Annotated in this window: 17 protein-coding genes, 2 pseudogenes and 1 riboswitch; of the genes and pseudogenes, 12 read left to right on the forward strand and 7 right to left on the reverse strand. The window is 69.0% G+C overall.

Features of this window, described 5'->3' with window-relative positions; translation table 11 throughout:
* Positions 1–8: 8 nt before the first annotated feature.
* Both dnaN and dnaA read right to left on the reverse strand, forming a co-directional pair.
* Positions 9–1,148 carry a DNA polymerase III subunit beta gene (gene dnaN, locus ABD437_RS34680; protein WP_344653202.1) on the reverse strand — a complete coding sequence of 380 codons (1,140 nt, stop codon included), beginning with the start codon at positions 1,146–1,148 and terminating at the stop codon, positions 9–11.
* Between the two features lie 680 nt (positions 1,149–1,828).
* Entirely contained in the window at positions 1,829–3,904 is a 2,076-nt protein-coding gene (gene dnaA, locus ABD437_RS34685; protein ID WP_344653203.1) for a chromosomal replication initiator protein DnaA, read from the reverse strand.
* A gap of 498 nt (positions 3,905–4,402) precedes the next feature.
* Here dnaA and rpmH point away from each other — a divergent pair, with 498 nt between their 5' ends.
* The 11 genes and pseudogenes from rpmH to ABD437_RS34735 all read left to right on the forward strand — a co-directional run bounded on the left by rpmH (position 4,403) and on the right by ABD437_RS34735 (position 13,440).
* Complete coding sequence (gene rpmH, locus ABD437_RS34690; protein WP_035859730.1) at positions 4,403–4,540, forward strand: 50S ribosomal protein L34; 138 nt, start codon at positions 4,403–4,405, stop codon at positions 4,538–4,540.
* Positions 4,541–4,557: 17 nt separating this feature from the next.
* Positions 4,558–4,938 (forward strand): ribonuclease P protein component, encoded by a 381-nt coding sequence (gene rnpA / locus ABD437_RS34695; protein WP_344653204.1) that lies wholly within the window; start codon positions 4,558–4,560, stop codon positions 4,936–4,938.
* A gap of 101 nt (positions 4,939–5,039) precedes the next feature.
* Complete coding sequence (gene yidD / locus ABD437_RS34700; RefSeq protein WP_344653349.1) at positions 5,040–5,309, forward strand: membrane protein insertion efficiency factor YidD; 270 nt, start codon at positions 5,040–5,042, stop codon at positions 5,307–5,309.
* Positions 5,306–6,280: pseudogene (gene yidC, locus ABD437_RS34705) on the forward strand (membrane protein insertase YidC); the annotation flags it as partial. The gene yidD and the pseudogene yidC, both read left to right, overlap by 4 nt.
* Positions 6,281–6,481: 201 nt before the next feature.
* Positions 6,482–7,003: a Jag family protein gene (locus ABD437_RS34710; protein WP_344653206.1), complete on the forward strand. Its 522-nt coding sequence runs from the start codon at positions 6,482–6,484 to the stop codon at positions 7,001–7,003.
* The gene (gene rsmG, locus ABD437_RS34715) at positions 7,000–7,785 is read left to right on the forward strand and encodes a 16S rRNA (guanine(527)-N(7))-methyltransferase RsmG (protein ID WP_344653207.1); all 786 of its coding nucleotides are present in this window, start codon (positions 7,000–7,002) and stop codon (positions 7,783–7,785) included. Before ABD437_RS34710 ends, rsmG begins: the two co-directional genes overlap by 4 nt.
* A 570-nt stretch (positions 7,786–8,355) precedes the next feature.
* Complete coding sequence (locus tag ABD437_RS34720) at positions 8,356–8,499, forward strand: hypothetical protein (protein WP_344653208.1); 144 nt, start codon at positions 8,356–8,358, stop codon at positions 8,497–8,499.
* Between the two features lie 400 nt (positions 8,500–8,899).
* Positions 8,900–9,217 (forward strand): annotated as a pseudogene (locus ABD437_RS43155) (pentapeptide repeat-containing protein); the annotation flags it as partial.
* A 1,063-nt stretch (positions 9,218–10,280) separates the two neighbouring features.
* Positions 10,281–11,549, forward strand: coding sequence for a ParA family protein (locus tag ABD437_RS34725; RefSeq protein ID WP_425558313.1), 1,269 nt, complete (start codon positions 10,281–10,283; stop codon positions 11,547–11,549).
* Positions 11,546–12,538 carry a ParB/RepB/Spo0J family partition protein gene (locus tag ABD437_RS34730; protein WP_344653209.1) on the forward strand — a complete coding sequence of 331 codons (993 nt, stop codon included), beginning with the start codon at positions 11,546–11,548 and terminating at the stop codon, positions 12,536–12,538. The genes ABD437_RS34725 and ABD437_RS34730 overlap by 4 nt, the downstream gene beginning before the upstream one ends.
* Positions 12,539–12,792: 254 nt before the next feature.
* Positions 12,793–13,440, forward strand: coding sequence for a GNAT family N-acetyltransferase (locus ABD437_RS34735; RefSeq protein WP_344653210.1), 648 nt, complete (start codon positions 12,793–12,795; stop codon positions 13,438–13,440).
* Positions 13,441–13,499: 59 nt separating this feature from the next.
* On the opposite strand, the gene ABD437_RS34740 is transcribed toward ABD437_RS34735, so the two are convergent.
* The 3 genes from ABD437_RS34740 to ABD437_RS34750 all read right to left on the reverse strand — a co-directional run bounded on the left by ABD437_RS34740 (position 13,500) and on the right by ABD437_RS34750 (position 16,840).
* The gene (locus ABD437_RS34740) at positions 13,500–14,111 is read right to left on the reverse strand and encodes a TIR domain-containing protein (RefSeq protein ID WP_344653211.1); all 612 of its coding nucleotides are present in this window, start codon (positions 14,109–14,111) and stop codon (positions 13,500–13,502) included.
* A 113-nt stretch (positions 14,112–14,224) separates the two neighbouring features.
* Positions 14,225–14,398: riboswitch (cyclic di-AMP (ydaO/yuaA leader) on the reverse strand.
* Positions 14,399–14,582: 184 nt separating this feature from the next.
* Positions 14,583–15,530: a D-alanine--D-alanine ligase family protein gene (locus tag ABD437_RS34745; protein WP_344653212.1), complete on the reverse strand. Its 948-nt coding sequence runs from the start codon at positions 15,528–15,530 to the stop codon at positions 14,583–14,585.
* Entirely contained in the window at positions 15,527–16,840 is a 1,314-nt protein-coding gene (locus ABD437_RS34750) for an aminotransferase-like domain-containing protein (RefSeq protein ID WP_344653213.1), read from the reverse strand. The genes ABD437_RS34745 and ABD437_RS34750 overlap by 4 nt, the downstream gene beginning before the upstream one ends.
* A 222-nt stretch (positions 16,841–17,062) precedes the next feature.
* Between ABD437_RS34750 and ABD437_RS34755 the strand changes: the two genes are divergently transcribed.
* Entirely contained in the window at positions 17,063–17,692 is a 630-nt protein-coding gene (locus ABD437_RS34755) for a GNAT family N-acetyltransferase (protein WP_344653351.1), read from the forward strand.
* A gap of 15 nt (positions 17,693–17,707) precedes the next feature.
* On the opposite strand, the gene ABD437_RS34760 is transcribed toward ABD437_RS34755, so the two are convergent.
* Positions 17,708–18,862: an N-acetylmuramoyl-L-alanine amidase gene (locus tag ABD437_RS34760; RefSeq protein WP_344653214.1), complete on the reverse strand. Its 1,155-nt coding sequence runs from the start codon at positions 18,860–18,862 to the stop codon at positions 17,708–17,710.
* Between the two features lie 292 nt (positions 18,863–19,154).
* Positions 19,155–19,481 carry a thioredoxin gene (trxA, locus tag ABD437_RS34765; RefSeq protein ID WP_344653215.1) on the reverse strand — a complete coding sequence of 109 codons (327 nt, stop codon included), beginning with the start codon at positions 19,479–19,481 and terminating at the stop codon, positions 19,155–19,157.
* Between the last annotated feature and the right edge of the window lie 11 nt (positions 19,482–19,492).

A 19,492-nucleotide genomic window follows, 5' to 3' on the forward strand; every position in this document is an offset into this window, starting at 1 on the left:
AAGCTCGGCTACTGCGAAACGCGGACCGGCATCAGCAGGTACCGGTACGCACTCTCGTTGACGGGCTTGGACTCGGCGTCGGCCTCCTCACCGGTGAGCACGGCCGGCTTGAGCGGCGTCGTGCAGGACAGCACGGCGACCTCGGTGCCGAGCGCGTTCAGGCCGTCGAGCAGGAACTGCGGGTTGAACGCGATCTCGATGTCGTCGCCGTCGAAGACCGCGTCGGTGGACTCCGAGGCGCGGGCGTCCTCGGTGCCGCCGGCTTCGACCGTCAGCGTGCCGCTCGTGAACGCCAGGCGCACCGGGGTGTTGCGCTCGGCGACCAGCGAGACACGCTTGACGACCTCGATCATCGTCGCGGTGGGCACCTTGGCCTGGATGGCGTGGCTGTCGGGGAAGAGCGAGCGGACCGGCGGGAACTGGCCGTCGAGCAGACGCGTGGTGGTGCGCCGCCCGGCGCCGGAGAAACCGATCAGGCCCTCACCGGTGGCGCCCTGGCTCAGCGCCAGCGTCACCTCGGTGCCCGACGACATCGCGCGTGCCGTGTCGGACAGCGTGCGGGCCGGTACGAGCGCGTGCTGGCTCACGTCGGGCGCGCCGGGGCGCCAGGTGAGCTCGCGCACGGCCAGGCGGTAGCGGTCGGTGGCGAGCAGGGTCAGGCGGTCGCCTTCGAGCTCGAGACGCACACCGGTGAGCACCGGGAGCGTGTCGTCCTTCCCTGCGGCGACGACGACCTGCGCCACCGCGCTGGCGAACTCGTTCGCTTCGACGGCGCCGGCGACGGTCGGCATCTCGGGAAGCGTCGGGTAGTCCTCGACCGGCATCGTCGGGAGGGTGAAGCGGGCAGTGCCGCAGACGATCTCAGCGCGCGCCTCGTCCGCGTCCAGCTCGACCGGGTGGTTGGGCAGTGCCCGGGTGATCTCGGCCAGCAGGCGCCCGGAGACCAGGACCCGGCCGGGGGTGTCGGTCTGCACGTCGACGCCCATCTGGCTGGAGACCTCGTAGTCGAAGCCAGAGACAGTGAGACGGTCGTTGTCGGTGTCCAGCAGGACTCCTGCCAGCACCGGCACCGGCGGGCGTGCCGGCAGGCTCTTCGCCGTCCACGCGACAGCGTCGGCAAGCGCCTCGCGCTCGACCCGGAACTTCATTCCTTGCCTCCATCACTGCGGGCCTTTGTGCCTCCGACGTCGATGGTGGCAGCACCGTGGATGTGATGCCGTCCGTCGCCGTGCTGGGGAGCCGACCGTACCCCGTGGGTGCGACGAAACGGTGCGCCGGGCGTTGTGAACCGCCTCTTCTTCGGCGCGTTCGTTCGGCGCTCCGCCAACTCGGCTCAGAACCGTTTTCCCCACAGTCCCCAGCACCGAAGAGCACTTGAGATCTCTCTAGATAACTGTCTAGTCGTAGTAGTAGGGGTTGTGGAGACCGTGGAAAACCGACGTTTGCCCAGCGTGCCACGTTAAAGAACGTGTGGAAGACCGGTGGGAACTTTGGGGATGAAGCGAAGGCAGTTGTGGAGGAGGAAAAGTTGTCCCCCGTTACCCACAGCTGACCCACACCTATCCGCACAGGTTTCCCACAATCCAAAGCCCTTTCCACAGAGTTATCCCCAGGCTGTGTATGAGTGCTGGTGAAACGGTGGACAGTCCTGGGGGTAGTGCGGTGGATGGGCGGTGGGATGAGCGTCTCAGCCAGCGGGTTCACTCGTACCCACCTGTTGATGACTGTGTCCACACCATGTGGACCAAGGGGTGCATAGAACGTGTGGACAACAAAATGACGAAGCCCGCCCCGGCGTCGGCCGGAGCGGGCTTTTTCGGGTCGGGATCTACTGCTGCTGGGCGCGCTGCTTGATGCGGTTGGTGAGCTCCGCGATCTGGTTGTAGAGCGAGCGGCGCTCGGCCATCATCTGGCGGATCTTGCGGTCGGCGTGCATCACCGTGGTGTGGTCGCGCCCGCCGAAGGCCTGGCCGATGCGGGGCAGCGAGAGGTCGGTGAGCTCCCGACAGAGGTACATCGCGACCTGGCGGGCGTTCACCAGCACCCGGGACCGCGACGAGCCGCACAGGTCGTCCATGGAGACGCTGAAGTACTCCGCGGTGGCCGCCATGATCGTGGCCGCCGTGATCTCCGGACCGCCGCCCTCGGGGATCAGATCCTTCAGGACGATCTCGGCGAGCCCGAGGTCGACCGGCTGCCGGTTGAGGCTCGCGAACGCGGTGACGCGGATCAGCGCGCCCTCGAGCTCACGGATGTTCGACTGGATCTTGCTGGCGATGAACTCCAGCACCTCGGGCGGAGCGGCGAGGCGCTCCATCGCCGCCTTCTTCCGGAGGATCGCGATCCGGGTCTCGAGGTCGGGCGGCTGGATGTCGGTGAGCAGACCCCAGGTGAACCGGGTACGCAGCCGTTCCTCGAGCGTCGACAGCTCCTTGGGTGAGCGGTCGGAACTGATGACGATCTGCTTGTTGGCGTTGTGGAGGGTGTTGAACGTGTGGAAGAACTCCTCCTGCGTCCGCTCCCGGCTCTCCAAGAACTGGATGTCGTCGACGAGCAGGATGTCGACGTCGCGGTAGCGGCGCTGGAACGCCTGGGTCTTGTCGTCGCGCAGCGAGTTGATGAAGTCGTTGGTGAATTCCTCGGTGGAGACGTACCGCACCGCGCGGGCGTTGCCGAGCGACTGGGCGTAGTGCCCGATCGCGTGCAGCAGGTGGGTCTTGCCCAGCCCCGAGCCGCCGTAGACGAACAGCGGGTTGTACGCCTTGGCCGGCGCCTCGGCGACCGCGACCGCCGCGGCGTGCGCGAAGCGGTTCGACGAGCCGATGACGAACGTGTCGAACGTGTACTTCGGGTTCAACCGGGCCGGTTCGGTGGGCCGGGGAGCCTCGCCACGCCGGATCCCGCGATTCGTCGACGACTCGCCGCCGCTCGGCGCCTCCGTGCCGAACGGCGGTGTGTGGTGCCGCCCACGGTTGTCGAAGTTCTGCGAGTAGTTGCCACCGTCGTAGGGCTCGAAGCCGCCGGGGCGCGCACCGCCGTACGGACCCGGCGCGCGGTACGAGGGCTGCTCCGGGAACGCCGGCGGCGCGTAGCCGGGGATGCCCGCGGTGCCCACCACGCTCGCGCTCCCGGTGGTTCCGGTGCCGACCGGCGGTGGCGCCGGGTGCGGGACCTCGGCCTCCGACGAGCCGGCGGCGTGCCGCCCGCGGCCCCGCTCGGGAGCCGCCAGCGGTTCGGTGGAGTCGATCGGGCCGGCGGGCGGCGCCTCAGGCGGCGCGACCTCCTCGACCCGGCCGTGCTCGTCACCGCGGGCGTACTGGTCGGGCAGGTACGGGTCGGGCCAGCGGGCGTCGACGCGGTCGTGCTCGTCGGGACGCGGCCGGTAGCGCTCGGTCGCGCTGCCGTAGGTGGTCGGCGCCGGCGAGACCGGAACCGAGGGCGGAGGGCTCTCGTCGTACTGACGGAAGGACTCCGAGCGGTAGCCACCGCCGGGCTGCGTCGGGAACTCGAGTTCCCCGCGGCCGCCGCCGTACTCCCCGCCGCGGTCGGGCTCGTACCGGCCGGGCTGGTAGCCGTCGGGACGGTAGTTGTCGACCGGTGGGAGGTCGAGAACGTGGAGTTCCCTGGTCTGCTCATCGACCGGGACCCGCACCGTCACGGCCACGTTCACGGTTCGTCCGAGCTGCCTCGAGATGGCGTCGGTGATCACACCGCGTAGCCGACTCTCGAAGGCTTCCTTCGCGAACTGGTTCGGTGCGGCCAGCAAAGCGGTGTCCTCCACCAGCGCCAACGGCCGCGTGAGCCGCAGCCAGGCCCGCTGTGAGGGACTGAGGTCCTGGTCAGCCAGGCTTTCCGTGGCCGCAGACCAGATGCCTTCGAGATCAACGCTCTCGTCGGTCACCATTCCCCCTGGTAGATAGCGTCGCTCTCGGGCAGCCGATGCACTGTCCACACCGGTTTCCACACCCTGTGTATAGTGCTCGGGCCTTGATCTGAACCGGACATTTCGTGCCCCGGCGCGGACGGCGTGTCGGGCGGGCGCCCGCCGAACGGACGTACCCGGCCGAACGCCCCCGACTGGTCTGACGAGAAATCCGACGAGATCAACCAGGACCGGCAAACGGGCAGGCTAACAGCGTCCTTGAGCGCCCAACAAGGCGTTGTCCACAGGCTGAGGGGGCCGTTCGGGCCCTCCGGGGCCGTGGCCTGCAGGCATGCTTGGTGTGCCAGGTTGATATCGGTGTTCGACCCTCGGCGCGTGTCCGCTACCGAGCGTGACGGTTTGGATGCGGGGGCTCCCGCATTTGCTGGCCCTGTGATGGCTCACGTACGCTGGAAGCATCTATGGCTAAGTCTGTCCCGCTGGGACGGACCACTGTTAGTACGTAACGGAGACCGCGACGTGAGCAAGCGCACCTACCAGCCGAACAACCGCCGCCGCGCGAAGACCCACGGCTTCCGGCTGCGCATGCGCACGCGTGCGGGGCGGGCCATCATCGCCGCACGGCGCCTCAAGGGGCGCGCGCGCCTCTCCGCCTGATCCGGCGGGGGCGCGGCGTGCTGCCGGCGCACGCGCGGCTGCGGCGGCGCGAGGACTTCACCAAAGTGCTGCGCTCGGGCAGTCGCGCGGGACGCAGCACGCTCGTGGTCCACGCGACACTGGGCCCTGGCGACGCCGGTTTGATTTCTGACGACACCGGCTCGGCGGAGAACTCCGTCCGGGCCGGTTTCGTTGTCTCCAAGGCAGTAGGCAACGCGGTCGTGCGCCATCGGGTCGCACGACAGCTGCGCCACCTCGTCCGCGACCGACTCACTGAGCTACCCGCGGGCAGCTCAGTGGTGGTCCGGGCACTCCCGGCCGCGGCCGACCAGTCGTCCGAGACGCTGGGCCGCGACCTCGACAGCGCGCTCCGACGCATTCTGAAGGCTCGACGATGAGTGTTGCTCCACACCCCCACCGGGACGTCTCCGCCGAGACGGCCCCGGATGCCGGTGTGTCGAGCGCCCCGGCGGGTCGTATCTCCCGGTTGCTGCTCGCGGTGCTGATCGCGCCGATCGAGGCCTACCGCCGGTGGATCAGTCCGGCGCTGCCGCCTCGCTGTCGTTTCCACCCCAGCTGCAGCGCCTACGCGCTGGAGGCGCTGCGGACTCACGGTCCGGTAGCGGGGATCCTGTTGGCCGGCTGGCGCATCATGCGCTGCCACCCGTTCCACCCCGGTGGGTACGACCCCGTCCCCACGGCGCGGCCTCGGTGGGCCGTCCGCCTCCGTCGTGCTCGCAACCGCCGTCCGTCTGGAGCTTCTCGGTGAACTTGAACTGGATCTACACGGGTATCTCGTGGATCCTGCTGCGCTGGCACGACCTGTGGGGCGGCCTGCTCAACATGCCGTCCGGCCCCGCATGGGTGCTGTCGATCGTCTTCCTCGTGCTGACCGTCCGGGTCGTGCTGTTCCCGGTGTTCGTCAAGCAGATCAAGTCGCAGCGGGCCATGCAGACGCTGCAGCCGCAGATGAAGGAACTGCGCGAGAAGTACAAGAACGACCAGCAGAAGCTCCAGCAGGAAATGATGGAGCTCTACCGGCGGGAGAAGGCCAACCCGCTGATGGGCTGCCTCCCGATCTTCCTGCAGATCCCGGTCTTCATCGGTCTGTTCCACGTGCTGCGGCTGATCAACCCGAACTCCGAGTCGGCCTTCAAGGCGATGACGACCGAGTACGGCTGGACGCCCGAGCAGTTCAACAGCGCGTCCGACGCGAGCATCTTCGGCGCGCCGATCGCCGCCGCGCTGCGCTCGACCACCGAGCAGCTCCAGCAGCTCGACGCCAGCCGCCTCGCGGTCACGCTGGTCGCCGGCATCCTCATCATCACGATGGTCGCGACGACCTACATCACCCAGCGCCAGATGATCGCGCGCAACGGTGTCGCCGCCGACCCCACGCAGGCGATGGTGCAGAAGCTGATGCTCTACGGCATCCCCGCTTCGCTGCTCGTCTCCGGCGCGATCTTCCCGATCGGTGTGGTCATCTACTGGGTCACGCAGAACTTCTTCTCGATGGGCCAGCAGTTCTGGGTGCTCAGCAAGATGCCGATCCCCAAGCCCGGTGACCCGAAGGTCGACCCGGAGAAGGCGGCCGCGATGGCGCCCAAGCCGGGGATCAAGCCGGTCAACCCGAAGAAGGGCGGCCGCTCCACCGCCACCCGGCAGTCGTCCACCGGCAGCTCGGTGAAGTTCGACACCGCCAAGGCCAGGGCCGACCGCGCGGCCGCGGACAAGGCCAAGGCGGAAGTGCCCGACACCAACAGCGACGGTTCCGACGGTTCGGAGAAACCACCACCGGCGCGCCGGCCCACGCCACCGCGCGGTAGCGGCCGACGTCCGCAGGACAACCGGAACCGGAAGCGTAAGGGCGGCCGGCGCTAAGCCGGTGCCTACGGATCATTCGCGCCGCGTCGCGGCGGCGCGGCAAGCCAGGGAGTAACGATGACGGAGACCGGTCCCACCACGGCGCCGGCGGCCACGGACACTGTGGACGAAGACACCGATCTGCTGGTTCGTGAGGGCGACATCGCCGGCGACTACATCGAGCGCCTGCTCGACATTCTCGACTTCGACGGCGACATCGACATGGACGTCGAGGGCGACCGCGCGATCGTCGCGGTGATCGGCGAGGAGCTCGACGCGCTCATCGGCCCGCGTGGCACCACCCTGGACGCGCTCCAGGAGCTGACCCGGCTGGCCGTCGTCCAGCAGACCGGCGTGCGCAGCCGGCTGATGCTCGACGTGGGCGGCTACCGCGCCAAGCGCCGTCAGGAGCTGGTCGCGATCGCGAAGAACGCCGTGGAGCAGGCGCGGTCGCTGGGCGAGCCGGTGAAGCTCAACCCGATGAACCCGTTCGAGCGCAAGGTCGTGCACGACGCGATCAGCGCGATCGACGACGTGCGGAGCGAGTCCGAGGGCGAAGAGCCGGAGCGTCGCGTGGTCGTCCATCTGCAGAGCGCATGAGCGACTCCACCACTGCGAGCCCCGCCGGTCCGCCGGCGGGGCTCGCTGCTGTTGCGGCCACGGTGTTCGGCGACCGTCTGCCGCTCGCTGTTCGTTACGCCGAGCTGCTCTCGACCGCGGGTGTCGAGCGTGGTCTGATCGGCCCGCGTGAGGCGCCGCGCCTCTGGGAGCGGCACCTGCTCAACTGCGCGGTGGTCGCCGACCTGTTCCCGGCTGACGCTTCGGTGGTCGACGTCGGGAGCGGCGCGGGGCTGCCCGGCGTCGTGCTCGGCATCGTCCGGCCGGACCTGCGGATCACGCTTCTCGAGCCGCTCGCCCGCCGGGTCGCGTTCCTCGAGGAAACGGTGTCGTCGCTCGGGCTGTCGTCGGTGACCGTGCGCCGGGGCCGCGCCGAAGAGGTCGTCGGCCAAGTGTCCGCGTCGATCGTGACCGCCCGGGCGGTGGCCCCGCTGGACCGGCTGGCCGGATGGTGCCTGCCGCTCTGCGAGCCCGACGGGCGCATGCTCGCGCTGAAAGGTTCGTCCGCGGCGGAGGAGATCACTGAACACGCCGCAGCGGTAGCGGGGGTCGGAGGCGTCTCCCCTCGTATCGTCGAGTGCGGAGGCGGCGTCGTCGACCCCCCGACGACCGTGGTCGAGATTCTCCGTGGTGGCTCAGTGGCCACCGGCCCCCGGCGTTCCGGTACCCGAGGTGCCGGGAACGGCAGTGATCCGTCCCGTCGGCGGCGGCCGGATTCGGCCGCGGCGAGCCGCCGTGGACGGAGAGGACGACACGGCCCATGACCGACAGCGCATCTCGGAAGCCCACCGCAGTGGGGTGGCCGGAACCCAAACCGGCCGACGAATCCGCGGTGATCAGGTTTCCGAGACGCGGTGATCTGGGGTGGCCGGAACTGGGGCCAGGGGTGGGGCCCGGGTTGTCGGCGCTGGAGGGTGATGAGGCGTGGGGGGCCGGGAGACGCGGCGGTAGAGCCGGCGGGCCACTTTTGCAGGTGGTCCGTGAGGGGTCGGGGGGTGAGCCGGCTTCGGGGGTTTTCGGCCCGGGTGTGGGTGGGGTTGTTGCGGACGATGGCGAGGCATCTTCGGGTGGCGCGATCGTTGAGCCTGAGGTGGGCGGGCTTGACGTAGTTGGCGCGGGCGCCGCTCGGCCGGGTGAGGCCATCCCTTCTCTTGGATTGGCCGGGTCTGCTGGGGCCGCCGATTCTGCCGGGCCTGGTCGGGTCGCTGGTGCGGTGGACGCGGCCGGCGGGACGAAGAGGGCTGGGTCGCCAGAGGGTGTCGGTGTTCTCGGAAGTGCCAGTGCGGCGGGAGCTGCTGGGCTAGCCGATGCGCCGGGCGCGCTCGGGTCCTCGGGTGTCGACAGGGCTGCTGGTGTTCCTCCCGAGGCCGCGCATGGTGGTGCCGCCGCGCATGGTGGTGCCGCCGCGGATGGTGGTGTCTCCGCGGATGGTGGTGTCTCCGCGCACGATGGTGGCGCAGCGGGAAGTGGTGCTCTAGCGGGAGGAGAAGTCTCCGCCGGAGGTGCTGAAGCTAGCGCGCCTATGGGAGGTGGGGGCGCTGCGGGAGGTGATGCTTCCGCGAGAGACGGTGCGTTCGCGAGGAGTGGTGCTGGTTCCTCTAAGGCACCCGTACTTGCCGGTCGGGTGGGTGCACCCGGCGCCGAGAGTGGCGCTGATGTTGAGGGCGCACCCGGGAACGTCGGTGCCCCCAGCGAGGCCCAGGATCCCCGCATTGCAGGAGTCGCCGACGCCGTCAGTGATTCCGACGCTCGTCGAGACCTTGGTCGGGCCAGCAACTGGCGAGATGTCGGCGCGACTGCTGGTGCGCCGGACCGCAGCGAGCCTGACCTAGATGCGCCTGCACTCGGTGCGCTCAGTTCCAGTGCGCCCGGTTCCAGTCTGCCCGCTTCTGGGGCGCCCGGATCGAACGTGTCGGCTTCTGGGGCGCCGGGATCCAGCGTGCCCGCTTCTGGGGTGCCCGGTTCCAGCGTGCTCGCTTCTGGGGCGTCGGGTTCCGGGGTGCCCGCTTCTGGGGCTGCTGCTTTCACGCCTCCACCTGTCGGGGCGCCAGCTTCCGGGGTGTCAGCCTTCGAGGCGGTGAACTCCGGGGCGGCGAATTCCGAGGTATCGGAAGCTGGGGCGTCGGATGTTCCGGCTCCCACTTCCGAGCCTGGTGGGTTCCTGGGCGATGGGTCCGGTCGTGGTGCGTCCGATGATGCCGGTGCTTCTCAGGTCGGCGGCTCGGGCGAATCGCTCGGTGGCGGCTTGAGCCGGACGCCTTTGGTGGAGGGTGGCACGCAGGCTCGCGAGGGCGGCGAGGGCAGCGATGATGCGATGTCTGGCGAGTTGGGTTCTGCGGGCCATGGCCACGGCGCCGGTATCTCCCCCGTCGATGGCGGCAATGACGGTGTCGCTGGTGGTGGCAGCGACGTCGCTAGGGTCGGCAACGATGACGGCTCTGTGGGCAACCCCTTCGCCGAACACGGCTCTTCAAACGGCGGCTCCGCGCAGAGTGGCGATTCCACGGGTAGCGGCTCTGTAGACCACAGCTCCGCGGACGGCGGCTCCGCGAACGCCTCCGTGGAAGGCGGCTCCGCGGATGGCGAACCTACAGACGGCCGCTTCGCGGAAGGCGGCCCCGCGACAGGCGGCCCCGCGACAGGCGGTCCCGCGGAGGTCGGCTCAAGGGGCGGCGGCTTCCCAGATAACCCCGCTGCGGCCGGCGGCGCTGCCCCCCGTGACGCTGCGGACAACCGCGCTGCGAATGGTGGCCCTGCCCACGAACGCTTCCCGGAGGGTGGCCCTGCTAATAGCAGCTCGGTGGTGGTTGACCTCACGGACGGCGCATCCAGGACGGGCAGCTCTGTCGACGGTCCCTTCCCGGGCATCAGCTCTGCGGACGGCCACTTCACGGACGCTGGGCCCGGGGAGGGCCACCTCGCGAACGACGGTGCCGCAGATGGCCGCGCCGCTGACTCCATCTCCACGGGCGACCACTCCGCGGGTGAGAGCGCTGCGGGTGAGAGCGCCACGGGCGAGAGCGCCACGGGTGAGAGCGCTACGCTTGCCAGCCCCCCCGTCGGCCACCCGAGCGACAGTCCCGGACACCACTCAGAAGCGCCCTCGGGTACGGCCCGCAAACGAGAGCGCTTGGTCGAAGGGCTCACCGTCGAGGACGGACATCTCGAGATCGTGGCCGCCCCCTCCATCGACGATTTGCTTGGGGTGAGCCCTGCTGAGCGTCGGAGCGCCGAACCAAACTCTGGATCGGGCCGCTCTTTGCGCGATCTGATCCAAAGAGTTGTCGGTCGGGCCGAGGTTGATCACGCCGGGGCGGTACCGTCGGAGGGTGCCGGCGCAAGCCTCACCGAAGCCTCTTCCTTCGAGCGTGGCGCGGCGAGTGCAGCGTCGCCGGACACCGCTGGGCCCTCGGCGCCAGCTTCCCCCGAGTCCGGTTCTGAACAGGTCCAGGAGATCGACGTGAGCGACCCCGCTCAGTCCGCCCCTCATAGCCTCACCAGTGGAGCGGATGAGAGCCAGCGGCGAATCCGCGCTGTGCTGGACGACGCCACCGCCGTTCCACGTGAAACAACGCCCGATCCCTACGACGTTTCACGTGAAACAGATCCCCTTGCGATGGACGCTCGAGTCCTCCCGGGCGATGTTTCACGTGAAACAGAGGACGACGATCTGCCGATCGCGGTCGAAGCGCGGCGCGCGGTCCAGGTCCTCAACCCCGGTCACAACACGCTCCCCCGCCCCCGGGCTCGCCGCGTCATGTGCGTCGCGAACCAGAAGGGCGGCGTGGGCAAGACGACCACGACGGTGAACCTGGCCGTGGCGCTCGCCCTCCACGGCAACCGCGTCATGGTGATCGACCTCGACCCGCAGGGCAACGCGTCCACGGGTCTGAACGTCGACCACCGCGCCGGGGTGCCGAGCACCTACGACGTCCTCGTGGACGGGATCCCGCTCGCGGAGGCAACCGTCGCGGTCGAGGGTGTGCCGAACCTCTACTGCGTCCCCGCCACGATCGACCTCGCCGGCGCCGAGATCGAGCTCGTCTCGGTGGTCGCCCGCGAGAACCGGCTCCGCCGCGCCATCGACGCCTTCCCGGCCGACATCGACTACATCTTCATCGACTGCCCCCCGTCGCTCGGCCTGCTGACGGTCAACGCGCTCGTCGCCGCCCGCGAGGTGCTGATCCCGATCCAGTGCGAGTACTACGCGCTGGAGGGGCTCGGGCAGCTGCTCCGGAACGTCGAACTGGTCAAGGCGCACCTGAACAGCGACGTCCAAATCACCACGATCCTGCTGACGATGTACGACGGCCGCACGAAGCTGGCCGACCAGGTCGCGTCCGAGGTTCGGGGGCACTTCGGCGAGACGGTGCTGGAGGCGGTCATCCCCCGGAGCGTCCGCGTCTCGGAGGCGCCTGGGTTCGGGCAATCGGTGATCACCTACGATCCTGGTTCGCGCGGTTCGACGAGTTATCTTCAGGCTGCTCGGGAGATCGCGGAGCGCGGCGCTAGGGGAGGAAACCTGTGAAGAACCGACGCGGACTGGGGCGTGGCCTCGGTGCGCTGATCCCGGCCGGGCCGCTGCCGGGCGAGGAGGAGGACGGCGCGCCCGTCACGACTCAGCGGATGCCGTTCGCCACCGGGGCCACCGCGGTGAGCGCCGAGCCGGCCGATCAGTCCGGCCTCGCTCCGGTGCCCGGGGCCCAGTTCCGTGAGGTGCCGGTCGACGCGATCGCACCCAACCCGAAGCAGCCGCGTAAGGGCGAGTTCGACGAAGAGGCGATGGATGAGCTGAAGACCTCCATCACCGAGGTCGGCGTTCTCCAGCCCGTGGTGGTCAGGGAGAAGGGGCCCGGCAGCTACGAGCTCATCATGGGTGAGCGTCGCTGGCGGGCGTCGAAGGCGATCGGTCGGGAGACCATCCCGGCGATCATCCGGTACACCAGCGACGAGCACCTCCTGCGTGACGCGCTGCTGGAGAACATCCACCGCTCCGACCTCAACCCCCTCGAAGAGGCAGCGGCGTATCAGCAGTTGCTGGCCGAGTTCGGGGTGACGCAGGAGGAGCTCAGCAAGCGCATCGGGCGCAGCCGGCCGCAGATCTCCAACACCATCCGGCTCCTGAACCTCCCGGCGGCGGTACAGCGGCGGGTGGCCGCCGGGGTGCTCAGCGCGGGGCACGCGCGGGCGTTGCTGTCCCTCGACAATCACGACTCCCAGGAGCGGCTCGCCACCCGGATCGTCGCCGAGGGGCTCTCGGTGCGGGCGACCGAGGAGATCGTCGCGCTCGGGGGCGACCCGGAGCCGCCGCAGCGGGACGCTCCGGGGCGGCGCACGCGGATGCGGTCGCCCGGGCTCGAGGACCTCGCGGGCCGGCTGTCCGACCGGTTCGACACCCGGGTGAAGGTGGATCTGGGTAAGCGCAAGGGTCGGATCACGATCGAGTTCGCGACGATCGACGATCTGGAGCGCATCGCCGACGCGATGGGTGTGAAGTCGCCGGGCGAACCCGAGTGACGCACTGACCTTCCCGATCGACAGCGGCCCCACGGATCCCGTGGGGCCGCTGCCCGTCGAAGGACGTACGCCACACAAAACCGGGTAGGCGTCCCCGCAGCCGCTCCGGCAGGATGGAAGCATGAGTTCGCATCTCGCAGGCTTCAGTCGATCCGCTGTGCGCTCGGTGCGCGGCGACCGACGACGCGTCGGTCGTTGAGCCGAAGCGCCGAGTTCGATTCAAGCCTGGAGAGATCGTGCAAGAACCTCGTGTCGTGGTGAACCCGCCGCTGACCGACGACCTTCGTGAGCACCTCGTCGACATGTGGGTGCGGGTCACCAACGAAGGCGGCTCGGTGGGGTTCGTTCCCCCGGTGTCCGCCGCCACCATCCGGCCCACCGCCGACCGTTCCTTCGATCGGGTGCGTCAAGGCACCGACGTTCTGGTCTGTCTGGTGGTGCCGACCGATCATGAAAAAATCGGCGGATCACTCCGAAAAAATGACCCCGCAAAAGCGCCGTACACCGCCGAAATCGACTTGGTCGATACCCCGGGCACCGATTCCGACAATCGGGCGTCTGTGGGCCTCTCAGGGGCGCTAACCGGCGAGCGGGTCGTGGCGTGGTTGCTGCTCGCCGAAAGTGAGAGCCTCCTGCGCCGGCACTGGCGGACGGTGTACCGGGTGCAGGTCGATCCGGCCTTCCAGGGCGACGGACTCGGCACCAAGTTGATGGCGTCGGCCGCCGACCACGCCCGGGACGAACTCGGGCTGGAGGCGCTCACCCTGATGACGCGCAGCGGCACCGGCGCCGAGCGGTTCTACAAACGGTGCGGCTACCGCGAGGTCGGCCGCATCCCCGGCGCCATCCGAGTGGGCCCCAACGACAACCGCGACGAAGTCCACTTTTGGCTAGATCTCTGATCGCCTCCTCGAACCGAGTTCGCGATTCCACGAACTCGGTTCGAGGTGCTGGCACCCGACTACTCGTCGGAGCGCGGTAGATCGCCGATTTGCTGTGGTCGCTCCCACTGCCCGACCCAGCCGATCAACTTGCGAGCAACCCCCTCGCCGAGCCGACGAAGATCGGGCACGGACGTCGGAACGAATCCTGCTGAACCTGTCACACCGGGCCGCGCGCGTGGCGCAGGTGGAATGACTCCGAGGAGTACGAGCTTATTGGCTATCTCCTCGGCGAACAGGAGCGGCGTCTTACCCCGGAGATCGAGCGTCACGAGACCGGAGGGCAGACCTTCGATTGGGGTGTCGTCGAACCGGGCGGGAAGGAAGAACTCCCGCTTGACGTGAATCGCGCGATCAAGTGCAGCCCGCATCTCCGTGCGGGCCCAGACGCTCTTGGCGTAGTCGGCGGAGAACAGCGCGACCACGGTCGCGGTGCGCTCACCGTAGATTGCGTTCAGCTCCTCTGGGAGAGGTCGTCCCCAGAGAGCGGTCTGTTGGTGGGTGTCGAGGAAGTAGCGGATTCGCAGTCGATCTAAATGATCGGCTGCGGCTTCGACGAAGGGCCGTTGAGCGGCCGCGTAGGAAAACGCGATGTCCCATCGGGGGCTGAGGGTCGCGTCGCCCGGTGCCATTAGATTGGCGCGGCGATGCAGATGCGGCCATTACGATTCACACCGTGCCCCAGCCGAAGAAATCGGCTGTTTTTGGGTAGGCAGAAGCGCAGGGAATGCACCGTATGCAAGGAGAGTCCTTCCGTGCACGCCTGCGGAGTTAGCTGTCGGGTTCGGGCGGGAAGGTGTAGTGCCCGGTCGCGCTTAGCGCGTCTTCACCCCAAGGGATCGCGCCGGATCTGTTCTCCGGCGACCCCACGTGCGTGTGGGTCCCCCGCTCCTGTCCATTTGATTGGCTACTCGTCGGGACACCGCGGATCCGTGGACAGGGCTCGGCGTGCGAATCCGGGCGGTGTGCGCGGCTTGGCTGCCGCGTCAGTTGCCGACGATGAATATACGCGGGTCCACAATCGTCGAGGGAACCCTTCCTGGGACCTTGAGACCGCGGCGAAAAGGCGCTCCCACTGACTTGGTGGGAGCGCCTTTCGAAGGTCAGATCCCTCGCTTGATGGACTGCTCCACCAAGTCGAGCAACACCGCACCGAAGTCGAGCCCCGCAGCCTGGACGGCGATCGGGAGCAGGCTGGTCTCGGTCAGACCGGGTGACACGTTGACCTCCAGCACCTGGATGCCACCCGCCTCGTCGACGAGCAAATCAACCCGCGAGAGGTCACGCAGTTCCAGCGCGTCGTGCGCCGCGACCGCGGTTTCGGCGACCCGCTCCGCGATCTCCGGGTCGAGCCGGGCCGGGGCGTGCCACGTCGTCGTGCCGGCGGTGTACCGCGCGGTGTAGTCGTACACGCCGTCGGCCGGGACGATCTCCACGGCCGGCAGCGCGGTCGGCCCGTCCGGCGTCTCGATGACGCTCACCGCGATGTCGGCCCCGCTGGCGAACCGTTCGATGAGCGCGGTGTCGCAGTACCCGAAGCAGCCCACCATCGCGCTGGGCAGCTCCTCGACCGTGCGCACGGCCTGCGCCCCGAGACCGGACCCGCCTTCGGCCGGCTTGACCATCAGCGGCATCTCCAGCCGCGCGACGATCCGGTCGAGCAGCGCCTGCGCGCCCAGCTCGCGGAACGTCTCGTGCGGTAGCGCGATCCAGTCGGGGGTGGGCAGCCCGACCGCACGCAGCTGAGCCTTGGCGGCGGCCTTGTCCCACGCCACCCGCGACGCGTCGGCCCCGGCGCCCACGTACGGGATGCCGAGCAGGTCCAGCACGCCACGCAGGGAACCGTCCTCCCCGCTGGCCCCGTGCAGCGCGATGAACACCGCGTCCGGCCGCTCGGTCTCCAGCGCGGTCAGCAGACCGGCGTCGACGTCACGGATGGTGGCGTCGACGCCGCTGCGGCGCAGTGCGTCCGCCACTCGGCGGCCCGAGCGCAACGACACTTCGCGCTCGTACGAGAGGCCACCGGCCAGGACGAGGACGTGCCTACTCATGCCAGCTCCGGTCCGGGTGCGAACGAGGTACGGGACAGCGGGCCACCGTGCGGGCCGCGTCGCCGAGCGGTGGGGGTATTGAAGACCTGGCGCAGCTCGGTCTCCTCCTCGATCACCGTGGCCAGACGTCGGATCCCTTCCCGGATCCGGTCAGGCGCGGCGGAGGAGAAGCAGAGACGCATGTTCTGACGCCCAGCGCCGTCGGCGTAGAAGCCGATGCCCGGCACGTAGGCGACCTTGTGGGTGAGCGCGCGGGGCTGCATGGCCTTGGTGTCGAGCTCGTCGCCGACGGTGGCCCAGACGAAGAACCCACCGCGGGGATGCGTCCACGTCACGCCGGCCGGCATGTGGGTGGTGAGCGCGTCGAGCATCACGTCGCGCCGCTCGCGGTAGATCTCGCGGAACACCTTCAGCTGCTCACGCCAGGGGTACTTGCCGAGGTACTCGGACGCGATCATCTGGGTGAGCATCGCCGGGCTGAGCACCTGCGACTCGTTGACCAGGACGAGCTTCTCACGGACCGCCGGCGGCGCCAGCACCCAGCCGGTACGCAGGCCGGCGCCGAACATCTTCGAGCACGAGCCCAGGTAGATCACCCGGTCGGACGAGCGGGCCCGCAGCGCCTGGCCCGGCCCGTCCTCGAAGCCCAGCAGGCCGTACGGGTTGTCTTCGAGGATCAGCAGGTCGTAGCGCTCGGCGAGCTCGACGATCGCGTCCCGGCGCGGCTCGGTGAGCGTCACACCGGTGGGGTTCTGGAAGTTCGGCACCGTGTAGAGGAACTTCACCCGGCGGCCGGAAGCCGCCAGCCGCTGCAGCGTGGCGTCCAGCTCGGACGGGATCAGGCCCTCGTGGTCCATCGGGACGTGGATGACCTCGGCCTCGGCCGCGGCGAACGTGCCGAGCGCACCGACGTAGGACGGACCCTCCGCGAGGACGACGTCGCCCGGGTCGAGGAACAGGTGCGCGAGCAGGTCGAGGCCCTGCTGGGAACCGACCGTGATGACGACGTCCTCGGCCGAACCGATCACGCCCTCCACGGCCATGACCTCGCACACCAGCTCACGCAGGCGCAGATCGCCCTGCCCGGTGCCGTACTGGAGGGCCTCGGCGCCGCGGTCGCGGATGAGCGCCGCGGTCATCTCGGCGATCTCGTCGAGCGGGAGCGCGGACACGAACGGTGACCCACCCGCCAGCGACACGATCTCCGGCCGGCTCGCCATTGCGAACAGTGCCCGGACCTCGGAGACGGTCATGCCGCGCATCCGCTGCGCGTAGCGATCGGTGTAGTCGTCGAGTGTCGTGCCGCTCATGTACTCGCCTTCCGCGATGGGCCGTCGCACTGCATTGTCCGGCGGAAACGGGCTCAATCACCAAGCCAATTAATGCCCCAATGGCACCAACCACGATACCGACCGGCGCGTCGGACCCTTTCGCGACGCGAGATGCGCCCTTACCATGGTCATTCGGGTGGAAATCACCAGCACCGCTTTGCGTCGGTACGCAACCCGTGATCCGTGGAGGTCGATCCGCTGATGTCTCGTCGGCTGGTCAGCCTCACGCTCGACACGCTGGAGGACCTCCCGACCCGCTGCCGGTCCTGCGTGTTCTGGGAGCTCGACCCGGTCAGCCAGGACCGCGCGATCGAATGCGGCGACCCTGGCCTCGAGAAGGAAGCGTGGATCTCGTCGACGCTGCTCGAGTGGGGCTCGTGCGGCAAGCTCGTCTACGTCGACGGGGTGGCCGCCGGTTACGTGCTGTTCGCACCGCCCGCGTACGTGCCGCGGTCGGTCGCGTTCCCCACCAGCCCGGTGAGCCCCGACGCCGCGCTGCTCATGACCGCCTACATCATGCCTGAGTTCGTCGGAGGCGGCCTGGGACGCATGCTCGTGCAGGGCGTGGCCAAAGACCTCACCAAACGCGGTGTGAAGGCGATCGAGGCCTTCGCCGACGCCCGGTGGGACCAGCCGCAGTGCATGGTGCCCGCCGACTACCTGCTCGCCGTGGGCTTCAAGACCGTCCGCCCGCACCCCCGCTGGCCGCGGCTGCGCCTGGATCTGCGGACGGCCCTCTCCTGGAAGTCCGACGTCGAGTACGCGCTGGAGAAGCTACTGGGCTCGATGAGCCCGTCGCTGGCCTTGGGGCCGGCCCACCGTTCTAGCTGAAACAGCCAATCCGTGCTAGCTGAACTGCATGGCGTGCAGCGCCGAAAGGTCGAGCGACCCGGTCTTCACGTCGGCCTCGGTGGGCAGGAAGACGCGCTGCACGGCGATCAGGATCGCGTCCGCGACCGTGTCACGGAACGAGGGGTCGATCAGTCGCGGACGGTCCATCGGCGAGCTCAGGTAACCCAGCTCGACCTGCACGGCGGGCATCCGCGTCAAGCGCAGCATCTCCCACGTCTTCGCGTGGGTGTGGCAGTCCAGCATCCCGGTGCGGGCGACGATCTCGCGCTGCACCAGCCCGGCCAGCCGCTCCCCCACCGTCGAGCTGACGCCGGAACCGGTACCGAAGTGGTAGGTGGCCACGCCGTTGGCCAGCGGGTTCGGGTTGCTGTCGATGTGCAGGCTGATCAGCAGATCGGCGTCGACCGTGTTGGCCAGCGCGGCGCGCTCGGACGGGGTGCGCTCGTGGTCGCGGCCGCGGGTGAGGTCGGCGCGCACGCCGATCGCGGAGAACCGGCCCTCCAGGCGGCTGGCGAGGTCGTACACGAGGTGCGACTCGGTCCAGGTGAGCATGCCGTCCCGGGCGACGACGCCGACGTCGGCACCGCCGTGGCCCGGGTCGATGACCACGCGCTTGCCGGAGAGCGCCGGCCCGGCGTGGTAGAGCATCGCGGACTCACGCAGCAGCTGCGGGCGCCCGCCGACGACCTTGCGGCCGAGCTGACGCAGTGCACGCATGGTGAGCGGGCCGACCGTGCCGTCGGCGGCCAGCCCGACCTCGCGCTGGAACGCCCGGAGCGCGGTCTCGGTGCGCTGCCCGAAGACGCCGTCCGCGCGGCCGTTGTCGTACCCCATCTCGAGCAGCCGCTCCTGCAGCTCGCGGACGTCGTCGCCGAGCATCGGCTCGCTGACCGAGCGGTTCAACACGCGGTCACCGAGACGCCAGCGCGCCGCGACGAGCGAGCGCCAGGTCTCCGGGCCGACGATGCCGTCGACCACGAGGCCGCGCGACTGCTGGAACTCACGGAGCGCGAGCTCGCAGACGGCGTCGAAGAGGACGTCCTCGGCGGGCTCGGAAGCGGCGGTATCAGCGATCAACCCCAGGGTCACCAGCGTCGACTTGACCTCGGCAGCTGCAGGTCCGACAGTGCCACGCTTGATGAACTGCATGGGGTCAGCTCGCTCCTTCCATCCGCAGCCCTCGGTCGGGGGAACCGAAGGGGAACCGGCCGGAGGACCTCCGGACCGGCATTGGGGCCGCGATCATCGACCGTAACGCGTCGCGGCCACGACAGCGCACCGTAGCGTGCTCGGGCGCGTCGCGTGTCGGGTTTGTGCCCCTTGATCGAAGCTCGGCCCGACGAGAAGCGAACGGTCTCATAGACAAGGCCCGGTGCGCGAATTCGCTAAACATCAATGGAGCCCCGAGCCAATGGCCCGGGGCTCCACCCAGCGCATTTACTTACAGAGCGCTTTCGATCATCTTGAGGATCTGACCCTTCGGCTGAGCACCGAGGATCGAGTTGACCGGCTCGCCGCCCTTGAAAACGGTGATCGTCGGGATCGACATCACGCCGTAGTCGCGCGCCGTGTTCGGGTTCTCGTCGATGTTCAGCTTGACGATCTGGATCTTGTCGCCGAGCTCACCGGCGATCTCGTCGAGCACCGGCGCGACCTTGCGGCACGGCCCGCACCACTCCGCCCAGAAGTCGACGACGACCGGCTTGTCGCTCTGCAGGACGTCGCTGGTCCAGCTGGCGTCGGTGACGGCCTTGGTGTTGGCGCCCATGATGTCTCCTT

Origin of the sequence: Cryptosporangium japonicum, from assembly GCF_039524755.1 — a bacterium.
GTDB classification, from domain to species: Bacteria; Actinomycetota; Actinomycetes; order Mycobacteriales; family Cryptosporangiaceae; genus Cryptosporangium; species Cryptosporangium japonicum.

Coding starts and splice junctions, on each gene's coding strand:
- dnaN (WP_344653202.1), bottom strand. CDS start 1,148: ATGAAGTTCCGGGTCGAGCGCGAGGCGCTTGCCGACGCTGTCGCGTGG.
- dnaA (WP_344653203.1), bottom strand. CDS start 3,904: ATGGTGACCGACGAGAGCGTTGATCTCGAAGGCATCTGGTCTGCGGCC.
- ABD437_RS34710 (WP_344653206.1), top strand. CDS start 6,482: ATGACGGAGACCGGTCCCACCACGGCGCCGGCGGCCACGGACACTGTG.
- rsmG (WP_344653207.1), top strand. CDS start 7,000: ATGAGCGACTCCACCACTGCGAGCCCCGCCGGTCCGCCGGCGGGGCTC.
- ABD437_RS34740 (WP_344653211.1), bottom strand. CDS start 14,111: ATGGCACCGGGCGACGCGACCCTCAGCCCCCGATGGGACATCGCGTTT.
- ABD437_RS34745 (WP_344653212.1), bottom strand. CDS start 15,530: ATGAGTAGGCACGTCCTCGTCCTGGCCGGTGGCCTCTCGTACGAGCGC.
- ABD437_RS34750 (WP_344653213.1), bottom strand. CDS start 16,840: ATGAGCGGCACGACACTCGACGACTACACCGATCGCTACGCGCAGCGG.
- ABD437_RS34755 (WP_344653351.1), top strand. CDS start 17,063: ATGTCTCGTCGGCTGGTCAGCCTCACGCTCGACACGCTGGAGGACCTC.
- ABD437_RS34760 (WP_344653214.1), bottom strand. CDS start 18,862: ATGCAGTTCATCAAGCGTGGCACTGTCGGACCTGCAGCTGCCGAGGTC.
- trxA (WP_344653215.1), bottom strand. CDS start 19,481: ATGGGCGCCAACACCAAGGCCGTCACCGACGCCAGCTGGACCAGCGAC.